Origin of the sequence: Streptomyces flaveus, assembly GCF_014647675.1 — a bacterium.
Classification (GTDB): domain Bacteria; phylum Actinomycetota; class Actinomycetes; order Streptomycetales; family Streptomycetaceae; genus Streptomyces; species Streptomyces flaveus.
On sequence record NZ_BMPQ01000008.1, the window covers coordinates 97,386 to 111,795 of the forward strand.

A 14,410-nucleotide genomic window follows, 5' to 3' on the forward strand; every position below is an offset into this window, starting at 1 on the left:
AAGCCGCAGCCTGTGCCGTGTGACGGACAGGCCGAGTGACCAGCCCAAGTCATCACGATCCGCAAGATCAGGGAGGTGCCCTCGATGACTACGTTTCCTGCAGGCGAGCAGACCCACCCCGGCGTGCTTCCTCAGCGCCAGGCTCTGGAATCCGTGGGAGCAGACACCCTTGGGAGCAGGGACGAAACGGCTCACGGACATCCCGCCACCGCGCGGGGCACCGGCAGGGAACATGGGCGAGGGGAGACCGACGGGCGCGGCACCAGACCCCGTCGGCGTCACGCCGAAACCGGCGCTTCGGCGGCGGAGACGGCAGAGGACGGGAGCGGTGACGCTCCCACGCACACCCAGGAGTACGCGGGCGGGATCGGCGCAAGCAGGGTCTTCGTCCTCTCCAAGGACGGGCAGCCCCTCATGCCCTGCCATCCGGCACGCGCCCGCGAACTCCTCGCCAAAGGGCGGGCCGTGGTCGCCCGGCAGGTCCCCTTCACCATTCGGCTGAAGGACCGCACCCTCGCCGAATCAGAGGTAGACGGCGTGCAGTTACGCATCGACCCTGGCTCGAAGGGCACCGGTCTCGCCCTCACCGACGAGAAGAAGGAGACCGGCGAAGACGGTGCCACTGTCACCGTCAGGCGCGGTCTGGTATCCGTCGAACTCCAGCATCGCGGCGACCAGATCCGCATGTGCATGCAGCAGCGAGCCGGTTACCGCCGTCGGCGCCGATCGGCCAACTGCCGTTACAGAGCACCCCGTTCAGACAACCGCACCCGACCTGAAGGCTGGCTGCCTCCCTCACTACGCCACCGCGTCGACACCACCGTCTCCCTGGCAAGGCGCATGTGTCGATACGCGCCCATCACCGAGATCCACGTAGAACGCGTCGCCTTCGACACCCACTCCATGAGCGCAGGCAGATCTCTTACGGGAGTCGAGTACCAACAGGGCACGCTCGCCGGAACCGAGGCCCGCGCCTACCTCCACGCCAAGTGGAACCGCGCCTGCGCTTACTGCGACGCCACCGGCGTACCCCTGAACATCGATCATCTCCGGCCCCGGAGCCGCGGAGGCTCCGACCGCATCTCCAACCTCGTCCTCGCCTGCGTCCCCTGCAACCAGGCCAAAGGCAGCACGCCGGTCGACGTCTTCCTCGCCCAGCGACCCGACCGCCTGGCGAAGATCCTTCAACAGGTCAAGACTCCGCTCCATGACGCCGCCGCCATGAACACGACCCGCTGGCGACTCACAGAGGCATTGGAAACCCTCGGAAGACCGGTCCACGCGTGGTCAGGCGGCCGCACCAAGTGGAACCGCACAGCCATGGGGCTCGACAAGACCCACACCTTGGACGCCTTCTCAGTCGGACGCCTGGATCACGAGGACGGCGACGCGATCGTCCGGTTTCCGGAACAGGTCCTCGTGGTCAAGGCCACCGGACGCGGCTCGTACGCCCGCACCACTCCGGACCGCTTCGGGTTCCCTCGCCTTCGGCGGGCACGGGCGAAGCAACACTACGGATACGTCACAGGAGATCTCGTACGTGCCACCGTGCCCAGCGGCAAGTGGGCAGGCACGTGGACGGGACGTATCTCCGTGCGCGCCAGGGGGCAGCACAGCCTCATGACACCAGTGGGCCGCTTCAACGTCTCCTACCGGAACCTCCGGCTCGTGCAGCGGGGCGACGGATACGCCTACGCCACCAGGCGAGAGCTCGTACGGTCAACATCTCGAAAAACCAGTTGAAGCGCGCGGACTGCATTCCTAGGGTGGCTGTTACTTCGGAAAGGAGGTGGTTCGGCAGATGTATGAAAACCGGACAGGAGAGGTGGCTGCGGGCTAGCGGCCCGTCACCACACCCAGTGCGGTGCCGGACCAGCGCGGGTTAGAGACGCGCAGCCGGCCCAATCTCAAGCAGTCACCCGACCCGCGAGCTCGCCGGTAAGTCCGGCCGGCTCCCTCCTCGGAGGGGACCAGAGCTCGCGGGTCGTCTGCGTTCTGTGTGCTGCCCGCCAACGGGCTTAGTGCGCGATGTCCCCGTAGCCCTCGATCTCGCGCGGGTCGCGCGTGCCGGGACCCACATAGCGCGCGGACGGCCGTACGAGGCGGCCCGTGCGCTTCTGTTCCAGGATGTGGGCGGACCAGCCTGCCGTGCGGGCGCAGGTGAACATGGATGTGAACATGTGGGCCGGGACTTCGGCGAAGTCGAGGACGATGGCGGCCCAGAACTCGACGTTGGTCGCCAGGACGCGGTCGGGGCGGCGGGCGTGGAGTTCGGCGAGGGCTGCCTTTTCCAGGGCTTCGGCGATTTCGAAGCGGGGGGCGCCGAGTTCGCGGGCGGTGCGGCGGAGGACTCGGGCCCGGGGGTCTTCGGCGCGGTAGACGCGGTGGCCGAAGCCCATGAGGCGTTCGCCCTTGTCGAGGGCCTGGCGTACGTAGGCGTCGGCGTTCCCGGTGCGTTCGATCTCCTCGATCATGCCGAGTACGCGGGAGGGGGCGCCGCCGTGGAGGGGGCCGGACATCGCGCCGACCGCACCAGAAAGTGCTGCCGCCACGTCTGCGCCGGTCGACGCGATCACGCGCGCCGTGAAGGTGGACGCGTTCATGCCGTGTTCGGCGGCCGACGTCCAGTACGCGTCGACTGCCGCGACGTGCTTGGGGTCGGGTTCGCCGCGCCAGCGGATCATGAAGCGTTCTACGACGGACTGGGCCTTGTCGATCTCGCGCTGCGGGACCATGGGCATGCCGGGGCCGCGGGCGGACTGGGCGACGTAGGAGAGGGCCATGACGGCGGCGCGGGCGAGGTCTTCGCGGGCCTGCTGCTCGTCGATGTCCAGCAGGGGTTTCAGGCCCCAGACCGGCGCCAGCATGGCGAGGGCCGACTGGACGTCCACGCGGATGTCGCCGGAGTGTACGGGGATCGGGAAGGGCTCGGCGGGCGGCAGGCCGGGGTTGAAGGCGCCGTCGACGAGCAGGCCCCAGACGTTTCCGAACGAGACGTGGCCGACCAGATCCTCGATGTCGACGCCCCGGTATCGCAGGGCGCCGCCCTCCTTGTCCGGTTCGGCGATCTCCGTCTCGAAAGCGATGACTCCCTCGAGTCCGGGTACGAAGTCGGACATCAGGCGGCTCCTCATGATGTGTGCGACGGGTGGTGTTGTGGGGGTTGCGTTTGGAGTTGCTGGGTGTGCGTACGTCGGTGATGGTCGGGTTGCCGACGTGCGGTTCCGCGGTCGCGGCTGGACTCGCGGTCCGTACGTACGTGCGTACCCCGGTGATGCCCGCTACGGCGGGCGGTCACCCGTTTCGGCCACAGGACGATATCCCTTGGTGCCATCTTTGGGGAGAGTTCGCGGCACTCAGTGCCACGTGTGACGAAGCACACGCCCACCGGGTAACCCTCGGTATGCGGCGATCGGGATACGGCAAGATGACCGCGTGACCGACCATGACCCTGTCCTCGATCCGGCCCTGATGCGCAAGCAGTACCGGGCCGAGGGACTCGACGAGACCGAGCTGGCCGACGGCCCGGTGGAGCAGTTCGCGCGCTGGTTCAGGCAGGCGGCGCAGGCCGCGTTGCAGGGCGCGGTGTACGAGCCGAACGCCATGGTCGTGTCCACGGCGGACGCGGAGGGCCGGCCGAGTTCGCGGACGGTGCTGCTGAAGCAGTACGACGAGCGGGGCTTCGTCTTCTACACGAACTACGAGTCCCGTAAGGCGCGCGATCTGGCGGAGAACGCGTATGTCTCGCTGCTGTTCCCGTGGCATGCGCTGGCCCGCCAGGTCGTCGTCAGTGGTGTCGCGCGGCGTACGGGGCGTGACGAGACGGCGGCTTATTTCCGGACCCGTCCGCATGGCTCCCAGCTCGGCGCCTGGGCCAGCGCGCAGTCCGCTGTGGTCGCCTCGCGGGCCGAACTGGACGCGGCGTACGCCGCGTTGGCCGCCCGTTACCCGGAGGGTGAGCAGGTTCCGGTGCCGCCGAACTGGGGTGGTTTCCGTGTGGAGCCTCAGGCGGTCGAGTTCTGGCAGGGGCGGGAGAACCGGCTGCACGACCGGCTGCGGTACGTCGCGGCGCCCGGGGGCGGGTGGCGGGTGGAGCGGCTCAGTCCCTGAGCAGGCGACTCGGTCCGTGACCGGTCGATACCGTCTCGTCCGCGGTCGGTCAGTCCAGTACGTCGTCCAGGAGCTTCGCCCACTGCGCGACGATCCGCTCCCGCCTCGCCCCGTCGTCCGTGAGCAGGTTCGCGAGGCCGAGGCCGCGGCCCATGTCGAGGAAGCCCTGGACGGTTTCGCGGACGCCGGGGCGGGATTCGTCGGCGCCGAGGAGGTCCACGGCGATGTGGTGGGTTTCGCGGCCGACGCGGGCCTCCAGCTCGGTGACGCGGGGGCGGAGCTGGTCCTCGTTGGAGGCGGCGACCCAGAGGTGGAGGGCGGCCCGGAAGAGTGGGCCGGTGTAGAGGTCGACGAGGGCGCGGACGACGGCGCGGCGGTCCGTGGGACCGTCGGGGAAGAGGGCGCGCAGGGCGGTGGAGCGCTGTTCGGCGACGTACTCGACCGCTGCTGTGAAGAGGTCCTCGCGGGTCGGGAAGTGGTGCTGGGCGGCGCCGCGTGAGACGCCGGCGCGTTCGGCGACGGCGGAGACCGTGGAGCCCGCCCAGCCGTGTTCGGCGAGGCAGGCGACGGCGGCCTCCAGGAGGCGCTTGCGGGTGGCGCGGCTGCGGTCCTGCTTGGGGGCGCGGTCCTGTTTGGGGTCCACGAGCCCGGCCTTCACAGCACCCATTGGGGATCCCGTCTTTCTCGGAAGGCCGTCATCCCCTCGTCGGCCTCGTCGGATTCGAACAGTCGGGCCGAGAGCCTGCTCATCCGGCCTGCGTCCTCGTAGAAGGTCTCCAGCACCTTAGCCGTGAGTAGCTGTTTCGTCTCCTTCAGTCCCTGGGGGGAGGCACGGCGCAGCCCGTCGAGGACGGGTTCGAGTACCTCGTCGACGTCGCTGCCGGCCGCCGTGAGCAGGCCGATGCGTGCCGCTTCGGACGGCCCGAACTCCTCGCCGGTGAGGTAGTAGCGGGCCAGGGCGCGCGGGTCGGTGCGGGGCAGGAGTGGCAACGAGATGACGGCGGGCGCGACCCCGATGCGTACCTCTGTGAAGGCGAAGGTGGCCTCGGCGGAGGCGACCGCGATGTCGCAGGCGCCGAGCAGGCCAAGGCCGCCCGCCCGTACGTGGCCGGTCACCCGGGCGACGACGGGCTTGCGCAGTGTGAGGATCTGCCGGAGCAGCTTGACCAGTTCTCTCGGGTGGGGAGGATGACGCAGGTCTGCGCCCGCGCAGAACGTGTTCCCGGTGTGGGTGAGGACGACGGCGCGTACGTCGCCGTCCTTGCCGCACCGGGTCAGTGCGTCCGTCAGTTCGCGCACCAGCCTGACCGACAGGGCGTTGCGGTTGTCCGGCGAGTCGAGGGTGAGGGTGGTGATGCCGCGGTGGTATATGGCACGTACGAAGGGCTCGATGTCCGTCATAGGCGCTCCCTCAGTTCACGCCGCAGGATCTTCCCGGAGGCCGCCCTGGGCACCCCGCCGATGAAGTCGACGTGCCGGATCTTCTTGTACGGGGCGACGCGTTCGGCGACGTACTGCATGACCTCACCTTCGGTGAGGTCGCCTGCCGTCGGCTGGCGCACCACGTAGGCGTGCGGGACTTCGTTGTTGTCGGAGTCGTAGACCCCGATGACGGCGGCGTCGGCGATGCCGGGGTGTGTCAGCAGGAGGGCTTCGAGTTCGGCGGGGGCCACCTGGAAGCCCTTGTACTTGATCAGCTCCTTGACGCGGTCGACGACGAACAGCCAGCCCTCGGCGTCTACGTAACCGACGTCTCCGGTGTGCAGCCAGCCGTCCTCGTCGATCATCGCGGCGGTGGTCTCGGGGCGTCCCAGGTAACCCTTCATGATCTGCGGTCCGCGGATGGCGATCTCGCCGCGCTCGCCGACGCCGGCGTCCTTCGCGGGGTCATCCAGGGAGAGGATGCGCATCTCCGTGTTGGGGATGAGTTTTCCGACGCTTCCAGGGGGCGGGTTCTCGGCGTCCAGGGGTATGGCGTGGGTGCCGGGCGAGAGTTCTGTCATGCCGTACGCCTGGCCGACGGGCGGCAGCCCCAGTCTGCGCGAACAGGCGGTCGCCAGCTCGGCGTCCAGGGGGGCGGCGGCGCTGACGATGTACTTCAGGGACGACAGGTCATAGCCGTCGACGGCCGGGTGCTTGGCGAGGGCGAGGACTATCGGCGGAGCCACGTACAGGCTGGTGATGCGGTGCTTCTCGATGGTCCCGAGGAAGGTGTCGAGGTCGAAGCGGGGCAGTACGACGACCGTGGAGCCCTGTCTCAGGGGCGCGTTCATGAGAGCGGTGAGCCCGTAGATGTGGAAGAACGGAAGGACGGCCAGAATGCGGTCGCCGGGGCCCATCGGCAGGAGCGGCTCGAGCTGCGACAGGTTGGTGGCGATGGACCGGTGGGTGAGCATCACGCCCTTGGGGACGCCGGTCGTCCCGGAGGAGTACGGGAGGGCCGCGACGTCCTCTGCGGGGTCGATGTCCACGTCTGGTTCGGGGGCTGTGGAGCCGAGCATGTCGAGCAGCGAGCGGTGCCCTTCGGCCTGGTCGCAGACGAAGATCTCCCGTATGCCGCCCGCGATTTCGGCCGCCGTGCGCGCCGTCTGGAGGAGGGGTGACACGGTGACGATCCAGCGGGCGGCGCTGTCCCGCAGCTGCTTGCCGAACTCCTCGGCCGTGGCGAGCGGATGCACGGTGGTGACCGACGCCCCGGCGCGCGTGGCGGCGTAGAACGCGGCGGGGTAGGCGATGGTGTTCGGGCTGTGCAGGGCCAGTACGTCCCCCTTGCGGACGCCCGCCTCGGCGAGCGCGGCGGCGATCCGCCGGTGGAACGTGTCGAGTTGGGCGTACGTGAGGGTCGTACCCTCCACGCCGTCGATGAGGGCCGGTGTGTCGCCCCGTTCGGCGGCGCAGCCCAGTACTGCCTCGTGGATGGGTTCTTCTACGGCGGGGACGTCTGCGTACTCGCTGCGGAACATGGTTCCTCCTGGGGCGGCGTTGTACGACGCTGTACTGCCTGGCAGGACTGTTGCACGGCTTAGTAGGACTTGGGCAAGCCCAGTGTCTGGTGGGAGACGTAGTTGAGGATCATCTCCCGGCTGACGGGAGCGATCCGGGCCACACGGGACGCCGTGATGAGCGAGGCGAGCCCGAACTCGCTGGTCAGGCCGTTGCCGCCGAGGGTGTGCACGGCCTGGTCGACGGCTTTCACGCAGGCCTCACCGGCCGCGTACTTCGCCATGTTGGCGGCCTCTCCGGCGGCGGTGTCGTCGCCCGCGTCGTACAGGGCGGCGGCTTTCTGCATCATCAGGCGGGCGAGTTCGAGGTCGATGTGGGCCTGCGCGAGGGGGTGCGCGATGGCCTGGTGGGCGCCGATGGGTTCCTTCCAGACGGTGCGCTCGCGGGCGTATTCGACCGCCCTGGAGAGCGCGTAACGGCCCATGCCGATCGCGAACGCGGCTGTCATGACGCGCTCCGGGTTGAGGCCCGCGAAGAGCTGGAGCAGTCCGGCGTCCTCGTCGCCGACGAGGGCGTCCGCGGGCAGGCGTACGTCGTCGAGGGTGAGCTCGAACTGGTACTCCGTGGTGTGGAGTTCCATGTCGATGCGGCGGTGTTCGAAGCCGGCCGCTTCGCGCGGGACGATGAACAGGCAGGGCTTGAGCCTGCCGGTGCGGGCGTCCTCCGTGCGGCCGACGACGAGGGTGGCGTCGGCCTTGTCCACTCCGGAGATGAAGACCTTGCGGCCGGTGAGGAGCCAGTCGGTGCCGTTGCCGTCCCGGCGGGCTGTGGTGGTGAGGCGGTGGCTGTTGGAACCGGCGTCTGGTTCGGTGATGCCGAAGGCCATGAGGCGAGAGCCGTCTGCCAGGCCTGGGAGCCATTCCTGTTTCTGGGTGTCGGTGCCGAAGCGGGCGATCACCGTGCCGCAGATCGCCGGCGACACGATCATCATGAGCAGGGGGCAGCCTGCGGCTCCCAACTCCTCCAGGACTATGGAGAGTTCGGATATGCCGCCGCCTCCGCCGCCGTGTTCCTCGGGGAGGTTGACTCCTAGGAAGCCGAGTTTGGCTGTTTCCGACCAGAGTTCGTCGGGGGCGTGGTTGCGGCCGTGGCGTTTGCCCAGGGCTGCGACCGCTGCTCGCAGGGCTGTGTGTTCTTCGGTTTCCACTACGGGGGGCATGGGGCTCCTCAGGGAGAAGGGGGCTCGTTGTCCTGGACCACCGCCAGCAAGGTGCCGACCTCCACCTGCCGGCCTGGAGTTGCGTGCAGGGCGCTGAGCGTCCCTGAGACGGGGGCGGAGATCTTGTGTTCCATCTTCATCGCCTCCAGCCAGATGAGGGGCTCTCCTGCCCGCACAGAGGATCCCTCGGTGAGGCCCTCGGCGACCCGTACGACCGTGCCCGGCATCGGTGCGAGCAGGGAGCCCGGCTCTTGCTGGGCCGTGGGGTCGGGGAAGCGGGGCAGGGCCGTGAGCGCGGTGCTGTTCACGTACACCTCGTCGCCGTACCTCGTCACCTCGAAGTGCCGCCGTACGCCGTCTACTTCGAGTACGACCAGGTCAGCGGCGATGTGGAGCACCCGTACCCCTTCGGCGGTCAGGCCGTCCCGCGTGTGCCGGTAGCGGACCTCGTGCTCGGTGTCGGTCGCCTCGTCGCGGTAGCGCTTGAGCTGGGGCTGCGAGGGGAGGTTGCGCCAGCCGCCGAAGCGGGAGCGGCCGTGGGCGTCGGCGAGGGCGGCTGCCAGGGGTGCGTACGGGTCCGGGGCAGGCGTCGTCAGCTCGGGCAGGTGCCGGTCGTAGAAGCCCGTGTCCATGTGGGCCGTCGCGAACTCCGGGTGTCTGAGCGAACGTACGAGCAGGTCCCTGTTGGTGACCGGACCGTGGATCGTCGCTCTCTCCAGGGCGCCCGCCAGCTTGCGCAGGGCCTCCGCGCGCGTGGGGGCGTAGGCGACGGCCTTGGCGAGCATCGGGTCGTAGTGGACGCCGATCTCGTCGCCGTCCTCGTAGCCGGTGTCCAGGCGGACGTCGGGGACGGTGAGGCGGTGCAGGGTGCCGGTCTGCGGGGTCCAGCCGTTCGCGGGATCCTCCGCGTACAGGCGGGCCTCGATCGCGTGGCCGGACGGGAGCGGCGGGTTGCCGTCCAGGGCAGCGCCCTCGGCGACCCGGATCTGGAGGGCCACGAGGTCGAGGCCGAACACCGCCTCCGTGACGGGGTGTTCCACCTGGAGGCGGGTGTTCATCTCCAGGAAGTGCGCCTTGCCGTCGGCTACTAGGAACTCGACCGTGCCCGCGCCCACGTAGTCGACCGCGCGGGCGGCACGTACGGCCATCGCGCACAAGGAGTCGGCTAGTTCGGATGTCAAACCCGGTGCCGGGGCCTCCTCGATCACCTTCTGGTGGCGGCGCTGGAGGGAGCAGTCGCGGGTGCCGAGCGGCCACACCATGCCGTGTGCGTCAGCCAGGATCTGGACCTCGACATGCCGGCCGCCCTCCACGTAGGGCTCGATGAACACCTCGTCGTCCCCGAAGGCGCTCAGGGCCTCGGCCCGCGCCGCAGCCAACTCGCCTTCCAGGTCGGCGAGTCGGCGTACGACACGCATGCCGCGCCCGCCGCCGCCCGCGGCGGCCTTCACCAGGACGGGCAGGTCGTCCTCCTTGACGTCCTTGGCGTCGGTCAGCGAGGTGAGCCCCATCAGCTCCTTGGCGCGCGTCTTGGAGGCCATCACCTCGATCGCCTCGGGCGGCGGTCCGATCCAGACGAGGCCCGCGTCGAGGACGGCTCGGGCGAAGTCGGCGTTCTCGGAGAGGAAGCCATATCCGGGATGCACGGCGTCCGCGCCCGCGCTCAGCGCCGCCTTCACGATCAGCTCGCCGCGCAGATACGTGTCCGAAGGCGCCGCACCGGGGAGGCGTACCGCCGCGTCGGCCACGCGCGCGTGGAGGGCGTTTTCGTCGGCGTCCGAGTACACGGCGACCGTTCGGATCCCCAACTCACGGCACGTGCGGAAGACACGGCAGGCGATCTCGCCCCGGTTGGCGACCAGCACACTGGAAATCACGGGGACCCCCTCACATCCGGAAGACGCCGAAGCCACCGCGTACGCCCTCATAGGGCGCCGTGTGGATCGCGGACAGGCACAGGCCGAGGACGGTGCGGGTGTCGCGCGGGTCGATGACCCCGTCGTCGTACAGCCGCCCCGACAGGAACATCGGCAGGGACTCGGCTTCGATCTGCTGCTCCACCATGGCGCGCAGCGCCGCGTCGCCCTCCTCGTCGTACGGCTGCCCCTTGGCGGCGGCCGACTGCCGGGCCACGATCGACAGGACACCGGCGAGCTGCTGAGGCCCCATGACGGCCGACTTGGCGCTGGGCCACGCGAACAGGAAACGCGGATCGTACGCCCGCCCGCACATCCCGTAGTGACCGGCTCCGTACGAGGCTCCCATGAGCACGGAGAGGTGCGGGACCGTCGAGTTGGACACGGCGTTGATCATCATCGCGCCGTGCTTGATGATGCCGCCCTGCTCGTACTCCCTGCCGACCATGTAGCCGGTGGTGTTGTGCAGGAACAGCAGCGGGATGTCGCGCTGGTTGGCGAGCTGGATGAACTGGGCCGCCTTCTGGGACTCCTCGCTGAACAGCACCCCTTGGGCGTTGGCCAGCACGCCCACCGGATAGCCGTGGAGCGTGGCCCACCCGGTGGTGAGGCTCGTCCCGTAGAGCGGCTTGAACTCGTCGAAGTCGGAGCCGTCGACGATCCGGGCGACGACCTCGCGCGGGTCGAAGGGCACCTTCAGATCACCGGGCACGATCCCCAGGAGCTCGTCCTCGTCGTACTTGGGGGGCGCGGCAGGCCCGGGATCGCCGTACGCCTTGCGGTGGTTGAGGCGCGCGATCACGCGGCGCGCCTGGCGCAGCGCGTCCGGTTCGTCGACCGCGAAGTGGTCCGCGAGACCCGACACGCGCGCGTGCATCTCGGCGCCGCCCAGGGACTCGTCGTCGCTCTCCTCGCCGGTGGCCATCTTCACCAGGGGCGGCCCGCCGAGGAACACCTTCGCCCTCTCCTTGACCATGATCACGTGGTCGGACATACCGGGGATGTACGCGCCTCCCGCGGTCGAGTTCCCGAAGACGACCGCCACGGTCGGGATCCCGGCGGCGGACAGCCGGGTGAGGTCGCGGAAAATCGCGCCCCCAGGGATGAAGATCTCCTTCTGGGAGGGCAGATCGGCGCCACCGGACTCGACCAGGCTGATGCACGGCAGCCGGTTGGCGAGGGCGATGTCGTTGGCCCGCAGGGCCTTCTTCAGGCTCCAGGGGTTGCTGGCGCCGCCGCGTACGGTCGGGTCGTTCGCGGTGATCAGGCACTCCACGCCCTCGACGACACCGATCCCGGTGACGAGCGAGGCGCCCACCGTGTAGTCGCTTCCCCAGGCGGCGAGCGGGCTGAGCTCCAGGAACGGCGTGTCCGGGTCCAGCAGCAGCTCGATGCGTTCGCGGGCGAGCAGCTTGCCGCGCTCGCGGTGCCGGGCGACGTACTTCTCGCCGCCGCCCGCGAGGGCCTTCGCGTGCTCGGCGTCGAGTTCGGCGAGCTTGGTGAGCATGGTCTCGCGGTTGGCCGTGTAGTCGGGCCCTGTGGTGTCGAGCGTGGACGCCAGGACGGTCATAGGAGCACCTCCGGGATGTCCAGGTGACGGGAGCGGAGCCATTCGCCGAGGGCCTTGGCCTGCGGGTCGAAGCGGTGCTGTGAGGCGACGCCCTCGCCGAGGATGCCTTCGACGACGAAGTTGAGGGCGCGGAGGTTGGGCAGTACGTGGCGTACGACGGTCAAGTCGGCCGTTTCCGGGAGGAGTTCGCGGAAGCGGTCGACGGTGAGGGTGTGTGCGAGCCAGCGCCAGGCGTCGTCCGTCCGCACCCAGACGCCGACGTTGGCGTTCCCGCCCTTGTCCCCGCTGCGGGCACCCGCGACAAGGCCGAGTGGGACGCGTCGCGTGGGTCCGGGAGGCAACGGCTCCGGCAGGGGCGGCTCCGGAACGTCGTCGAGTACGGCGGTGTCGTGGGCCGGCGGCACAGTGATCCGGCGTCGGTCGTGGAGGACGGCCACATGGTCGACGGCACCATGGGGGACGTACACACCCTCGAAGACCCCATAGGGCGTGCCCTTCCCCGGTGGCGCCAGCACATGGAAGCCGGGATAGCTGGCGAGCGCGAGTTCCACGGCGGCTCCGCTCAGCACCCGTCCGACGTTCTCCTGGACCGGGTCCCGTACGACCAGCCGGAGCAACGCGCTCGCGGTCTCCTCGGTCGAGGCGTCGGGCCGGTCGGTGCGGACGAGGTCCCACCGCACCTCGGCGGGACGGGACTTGGCGAACACGTCCCGCATCTGACTCCGTACGAGGGCTGCCTTGGACTCGATCTCAAGACCGGTCAGGACGAAGACGACCTCGTTGCGGAAGCCCCCGAGACGGTTGACGCCGACCTTGAGGGTCGGGGGCGGGGCCTCGCCCCGTACGCGGTCGACCCGGACACGGTCGGGGCCGTCCTGTGTGAGCCGTACGGTGTCCAGGCGGGCGGTGACATCCGGTCCCGCGTACCGGGCGCCCGCCGTCTCGTACAGCAGTTGGGCCGTCACCGTGCCGACGTCGACGAGGCCGCCGGTGCCGGGGTGCTTGGTGATGACGCAGGTGCCGTCCTCGTGGAGCTCGGCGAGCGGGAAGCCGGGGTGCAGGGCGCCGCCCTCGCCGAAGAACGCGTAGTTGCCGCCGGTCGCCTGTGCCCCGCACTCCAGCACGTGCCCGGCGACGACGGAGCCCGCGAGCCGGTCGTACTCGCCGGGCTCCCAGCCGAAGTGGGCGACGGCGGGCCCGGTGACCAGGGCGGCGTCCGTCACCCGCCCGGTGACGACGACATCGGCGCCCTCCCGCAGACAGGCGGCGATGCCGAAGCCGCCGAGGTAGGCGTGGGCGGCGAGGCTGTCCGGATACCGGCTGTGGAGGTCGTCGCCCTCGACATGGGCGACGCGGACCGGGACACCGAGCCGGTCGGCCAACTGCCGTACGGCGTCCGCCAGTCCGGCCGGATTGAGGCCGCCCGCGTTGGCGACGATCCGGACGCCCCGCTCGTGTGCGAGCCCGAGGCACTCCTCCAGTTGCCGCAGGAAGGTGCGGGCGTATCCGGCGCCGGGGTCCTTCTGGCGGTCGCGGCCCAGGATGAGCATGGTGAGTTCGGCGAGGTAGTCGCCGGTGAGGACGTCCAGGGGGCCGCCGGTGAGCATCTCGCGCATCGCGTCGAAGCGGTCGCCGTAGAAGCCGGAGGCGTTGCCGATGCGCAGCGGCGGGGGCTGCTCCGCGCTCACCCGGCGGCCCCCTTGGGCTCACGCCCCGCGCCCGGCGGTCCCGCGAAGGCCTGGGCGATGTCCAGCCACCGGTCGGCATCCGGCCCTTCGGCGTGCACGGCGAGGTCGGCGCGGTGGGCCCGCTGGGTGACCAGCAGGCAGAAGTCGAGCGCGGGCCCGGTGACGCGCTGGGGCGCGTCTTCGGGGCCGTACGTCCATACGTCGTCGCCCCCCGACGGCGCCACGAGCTCGACGCGGAACTCCTCTTCCGGCACGCTCAACCCCCGTACGGCGAAGGCGAAGTCGCGCGCCCGGACGCCGATGCGGACGACGTGGCGGAGCCGGGCGGTGGGGGTGCGTACGACGCCGAGCGCGTCGGCGATGTCCTGACCGTGGGCCCAGGTTTCCATGATCCGCCCGGTGGCCATGGAGGCGGTGGACATCGGCGGCCCGAACCAGCCGAAGCGCGCGCCTGGCGCTGCCGCTCGCAGCGCGACCTGCAGGACCGCCCGGCTGTGACGCCAGCGGGCCAGGAGTTCGGCGGGCGGGAGTCCGGCGTCCTCCTCGGCTCCCTCGTCGACGAAGGTGTCCGGTGAGGCGAGGGCCTTCTGCGCGTACGTCGCGAACGCCTCGGCGTCGGTGACGGCGAGCAGCGCGGCCCGGTCGGTCCAGGCGAGGTGCGCGATCTGGTGGGCGACGCTCCAACCGGGCGCGGGCGTCGCACGCGCCCACTGCTCCTCGCTCAACTCCCTTACGAGTCGGTCGAGTTCGTTGCCTTCCTCGCGGAGGTCGTCGAGTACGGGCGTCGGGTCGGACACGGGCCCCTCCGGGGACGGCGGTGTGCTGCGCGGTGTGCTCCGGAGCATGGCAGCGGGCGCAAAAACAAGCAAGCGTGCTTGGAAATCTTTTGCGAGGGCGCTCCGCGGGGCGGGTGGTTCGAAGATGCGGGTCCGTTGCGGCTGGTCGCGCGGTACCGCACCAGGCC

At 70.0% G+C, this 14,410-nt stretch carries 11 protein-coding genes; 2 read left to right on the forward strand and 9 right to left on the reverse strand.

Annotation, left to right across the window (positions count from 1 at the left end):
- The first annotated feature begins 84 nt into the window (after nt 1-84).
- Complete coding sequence (gene iscB, locus IEZ21_RS18420) at nt 85-1,743, forward strand: RNA-guided endonuclease IscB (protein ID WP_189323005.1); 1,659 nt, start codon at nt 85-87, stop codon at nt 1,741-1,743.
- A gap of 275 nt (nt 1,744-2,018) precedes the next feature.
- Here the strand turns inward: iscB and IEZ21_RS18425 are convergent, their stop codons facing one another.
- The gene (locus IEZ21_RS18425) at nt 2,019-3,119 is read right to left on the reverse strand and encodes a citrate synthase 2 (protein ID WP_033321915.1); all 1,101 of its coding nucleotides are present in this window, start codon (nt 3,117-3,119) and stop codon (nt 2,019-2,021) included.
- Between the two features lie 316 nt (nt 3,120-3,435).
- Between IEZ21_RS18425 and pdxH the strand changes: the two genes are divergently transcribed.
- Complete coding sequence (gene pdxH, locus IEZ21_RS18430) at nt 3,436-4,110, forward strand: pyridoxamine 5'-phosphate oxidase (RefSeq protein ID WP_246567868.1); 675 nt, start codon at nt 3,436-3,438, stop codon at nt 4,108-4,110.
- A 49-nt stretch (nt 4,111-4,159) separates the two neighbouring features.
- Here pdxH and IEZ21_RS18435 read toward each other — a convergent pair whose 3' ends face one another.
- The 8 genes from IEZ21_RS18435 to IEZ21_RS18470 are packed head-to-tail and all read right to left on the reverse strand — an operon-like array spanning nt 4,160 to nt 14,243.
- Nucleotides 4,160-4,777: a TetR/AcrR family transcriptional regulator gene (locus IEZ21_RS18435; protein WP_189323006.1), complete on the reverse strand. Its 618-nt coding sequence runs from the start codon at nt 4,775-4,777 to the stop codon at nt 4,160-4,162.
- A complete protein-coding gene (locus IEZ21_RS18440) occupies nt 4,765-5,511 on the reverse strand; it encodes an enoyl-CoA hydratase family protein (RefSeq protein WP_189323007.1) in 747 nt (248 codons plus the stop codon). The genes IEZ21_RS18435 and IEZ21_RS18440 overlap by 13 nt, the downstream gene beginning before the upstream one ends.
- Nucleotides 5,508-7,073: a 4-coumarate--CoA ligase family protein gene (locus IEZ21_RS18445; RefSeq protein WP_189323008.1), complete on the reverse strand. Its 1,566-nt coding sequence runs from the start codon at nt 7,071-7,073 to the stop codon at nt 5,508-5,510. The genes IEZ21_RS18440 and IEZ21_RS18445 overlap by 4 nt, the downstream gene beginning before the upstream one ends.
- Before the next feature lie 59 nt (nt 7,074-7,132).
- A complete protein-coding gene (locus IEZ21_RS18450; protein WP_189323009.1) occupies nt 7,133-8,272 on the reverse strand; it encodes an acyl-CoA dehydrogenase family protein in 1,140 nt (379 codons plus the stop codon).
- An 8-nt stretch (nt 8,273-8,280) separates the two neighbouring features.
- Complete coding sequence (locus tag IEZ21_RS18455; protein WP_189323010.1) at nt 8,281-10,149, reverse strand: acetyl/propionyl/methylcrotonyl-CoA carboxylase subunit alpha; 1,869 nt, start codon at nt 10,147-10,149, stop codon at nt 8,281-8,283.
- Between the two features lie 10 nt (nt 10,150-10,159).
- The gene (locus IEZ21_RS18460; RefSeq protein WP_189323011.1) at nt 10,160-11,758 is read right to left on the reverse strand and encodes an acyl-CoA carboxylase subunit beta; all 1,599 of its coding nucleotides are present in this window, start codon (nt 11,756-11,758) and stop codon (nt 10,160-10,162) included.
- The gene (locus tag IEZ21_RS18465; protein ID WP_281399446.1) at nt 11,755-13,446 is read right to left on the reverse strand and encodes an acyclic terpene utilization AtuA family protein; all 1,692 of its coding nucleotides are present in this window, start codon (nt 13,444-13,446) and stop codon (nt 11,755-11,757) included. Before IEZ21_RS18465 ends, IEZ21_RS18460 begins: the two co-directional genes overlap by 4 nt.
- On the reverse strand, nt 13,443-14,243 hold the full coding sequence (locus IEZ21_RS18470; protein ID WP_189323012.1) for a TIGR03084 family metal-binding protein: 801 nt from the start codon (nt 14,241-14,243) through the stop codon (nt 13,443-13,445). Before IEZ21_RS18470 ends, IEZ21_RS18465 begins: the two co-directional genes overlap by 4 nt.
- Nucleotides 14,244-14,410 lie beyond the last annotated feature (167 nt).

Excerpts from the sequence above, each read along its gene's own strand:
- IEZ21_RS18445 (WP_189323008.1), bottom strand. The coding sequence starts at position 7,073 with ATGTTCCGCAGCGAGTACGCAGACGTCCCCGCCGTAGAAGAACCCATC.
- iscB (WP_189323005.1), top strand. The coding sequence starts at position 85 with ATGACTACGTTTCCTGCAGGCGAGCAGACCCACCCCGGCGTGCTTCCT.
- IEZ21_RS18450 (WP_189323009.1), bottom strand. The coding sequence starts at position 8,272 with ATGCCCCCCGTAGTGGAAACCGAAGAACACACAGCCCTGCGAGCAGCG.
- IEZ21_RS18440 (WP_189323007.1), bottom strand. The coding sequence starts at position 5,511 with ATGACGGACATCGAGCCCTTCGTACGTGCCATATACCACCGCGGCATC.
- IEZ21_RS18435 (WP_189323006.1), bottom strand. The coding sequence starts at position 4,777 with ATGGGTGCTGTGAAGGCCGGGCTCGTGGACCCCAAACAGGACCGCGCC.
- IEZ21_RS18425 (WP_033321915.1), bottom strand. The coding sequence starts at position 3,119 with ATGTCCGACTTCGTACCCGGACTCGAGGGAGTCATCGCTTTCGAGACG.
- IEZ21_RS18460 (WP_189323011.1), bottom strand. The coding sequence starts at position 11,758 with ATGACCGTCCTGGCGTCCACGCTCGACACCACAGGGCCCGACTACACG.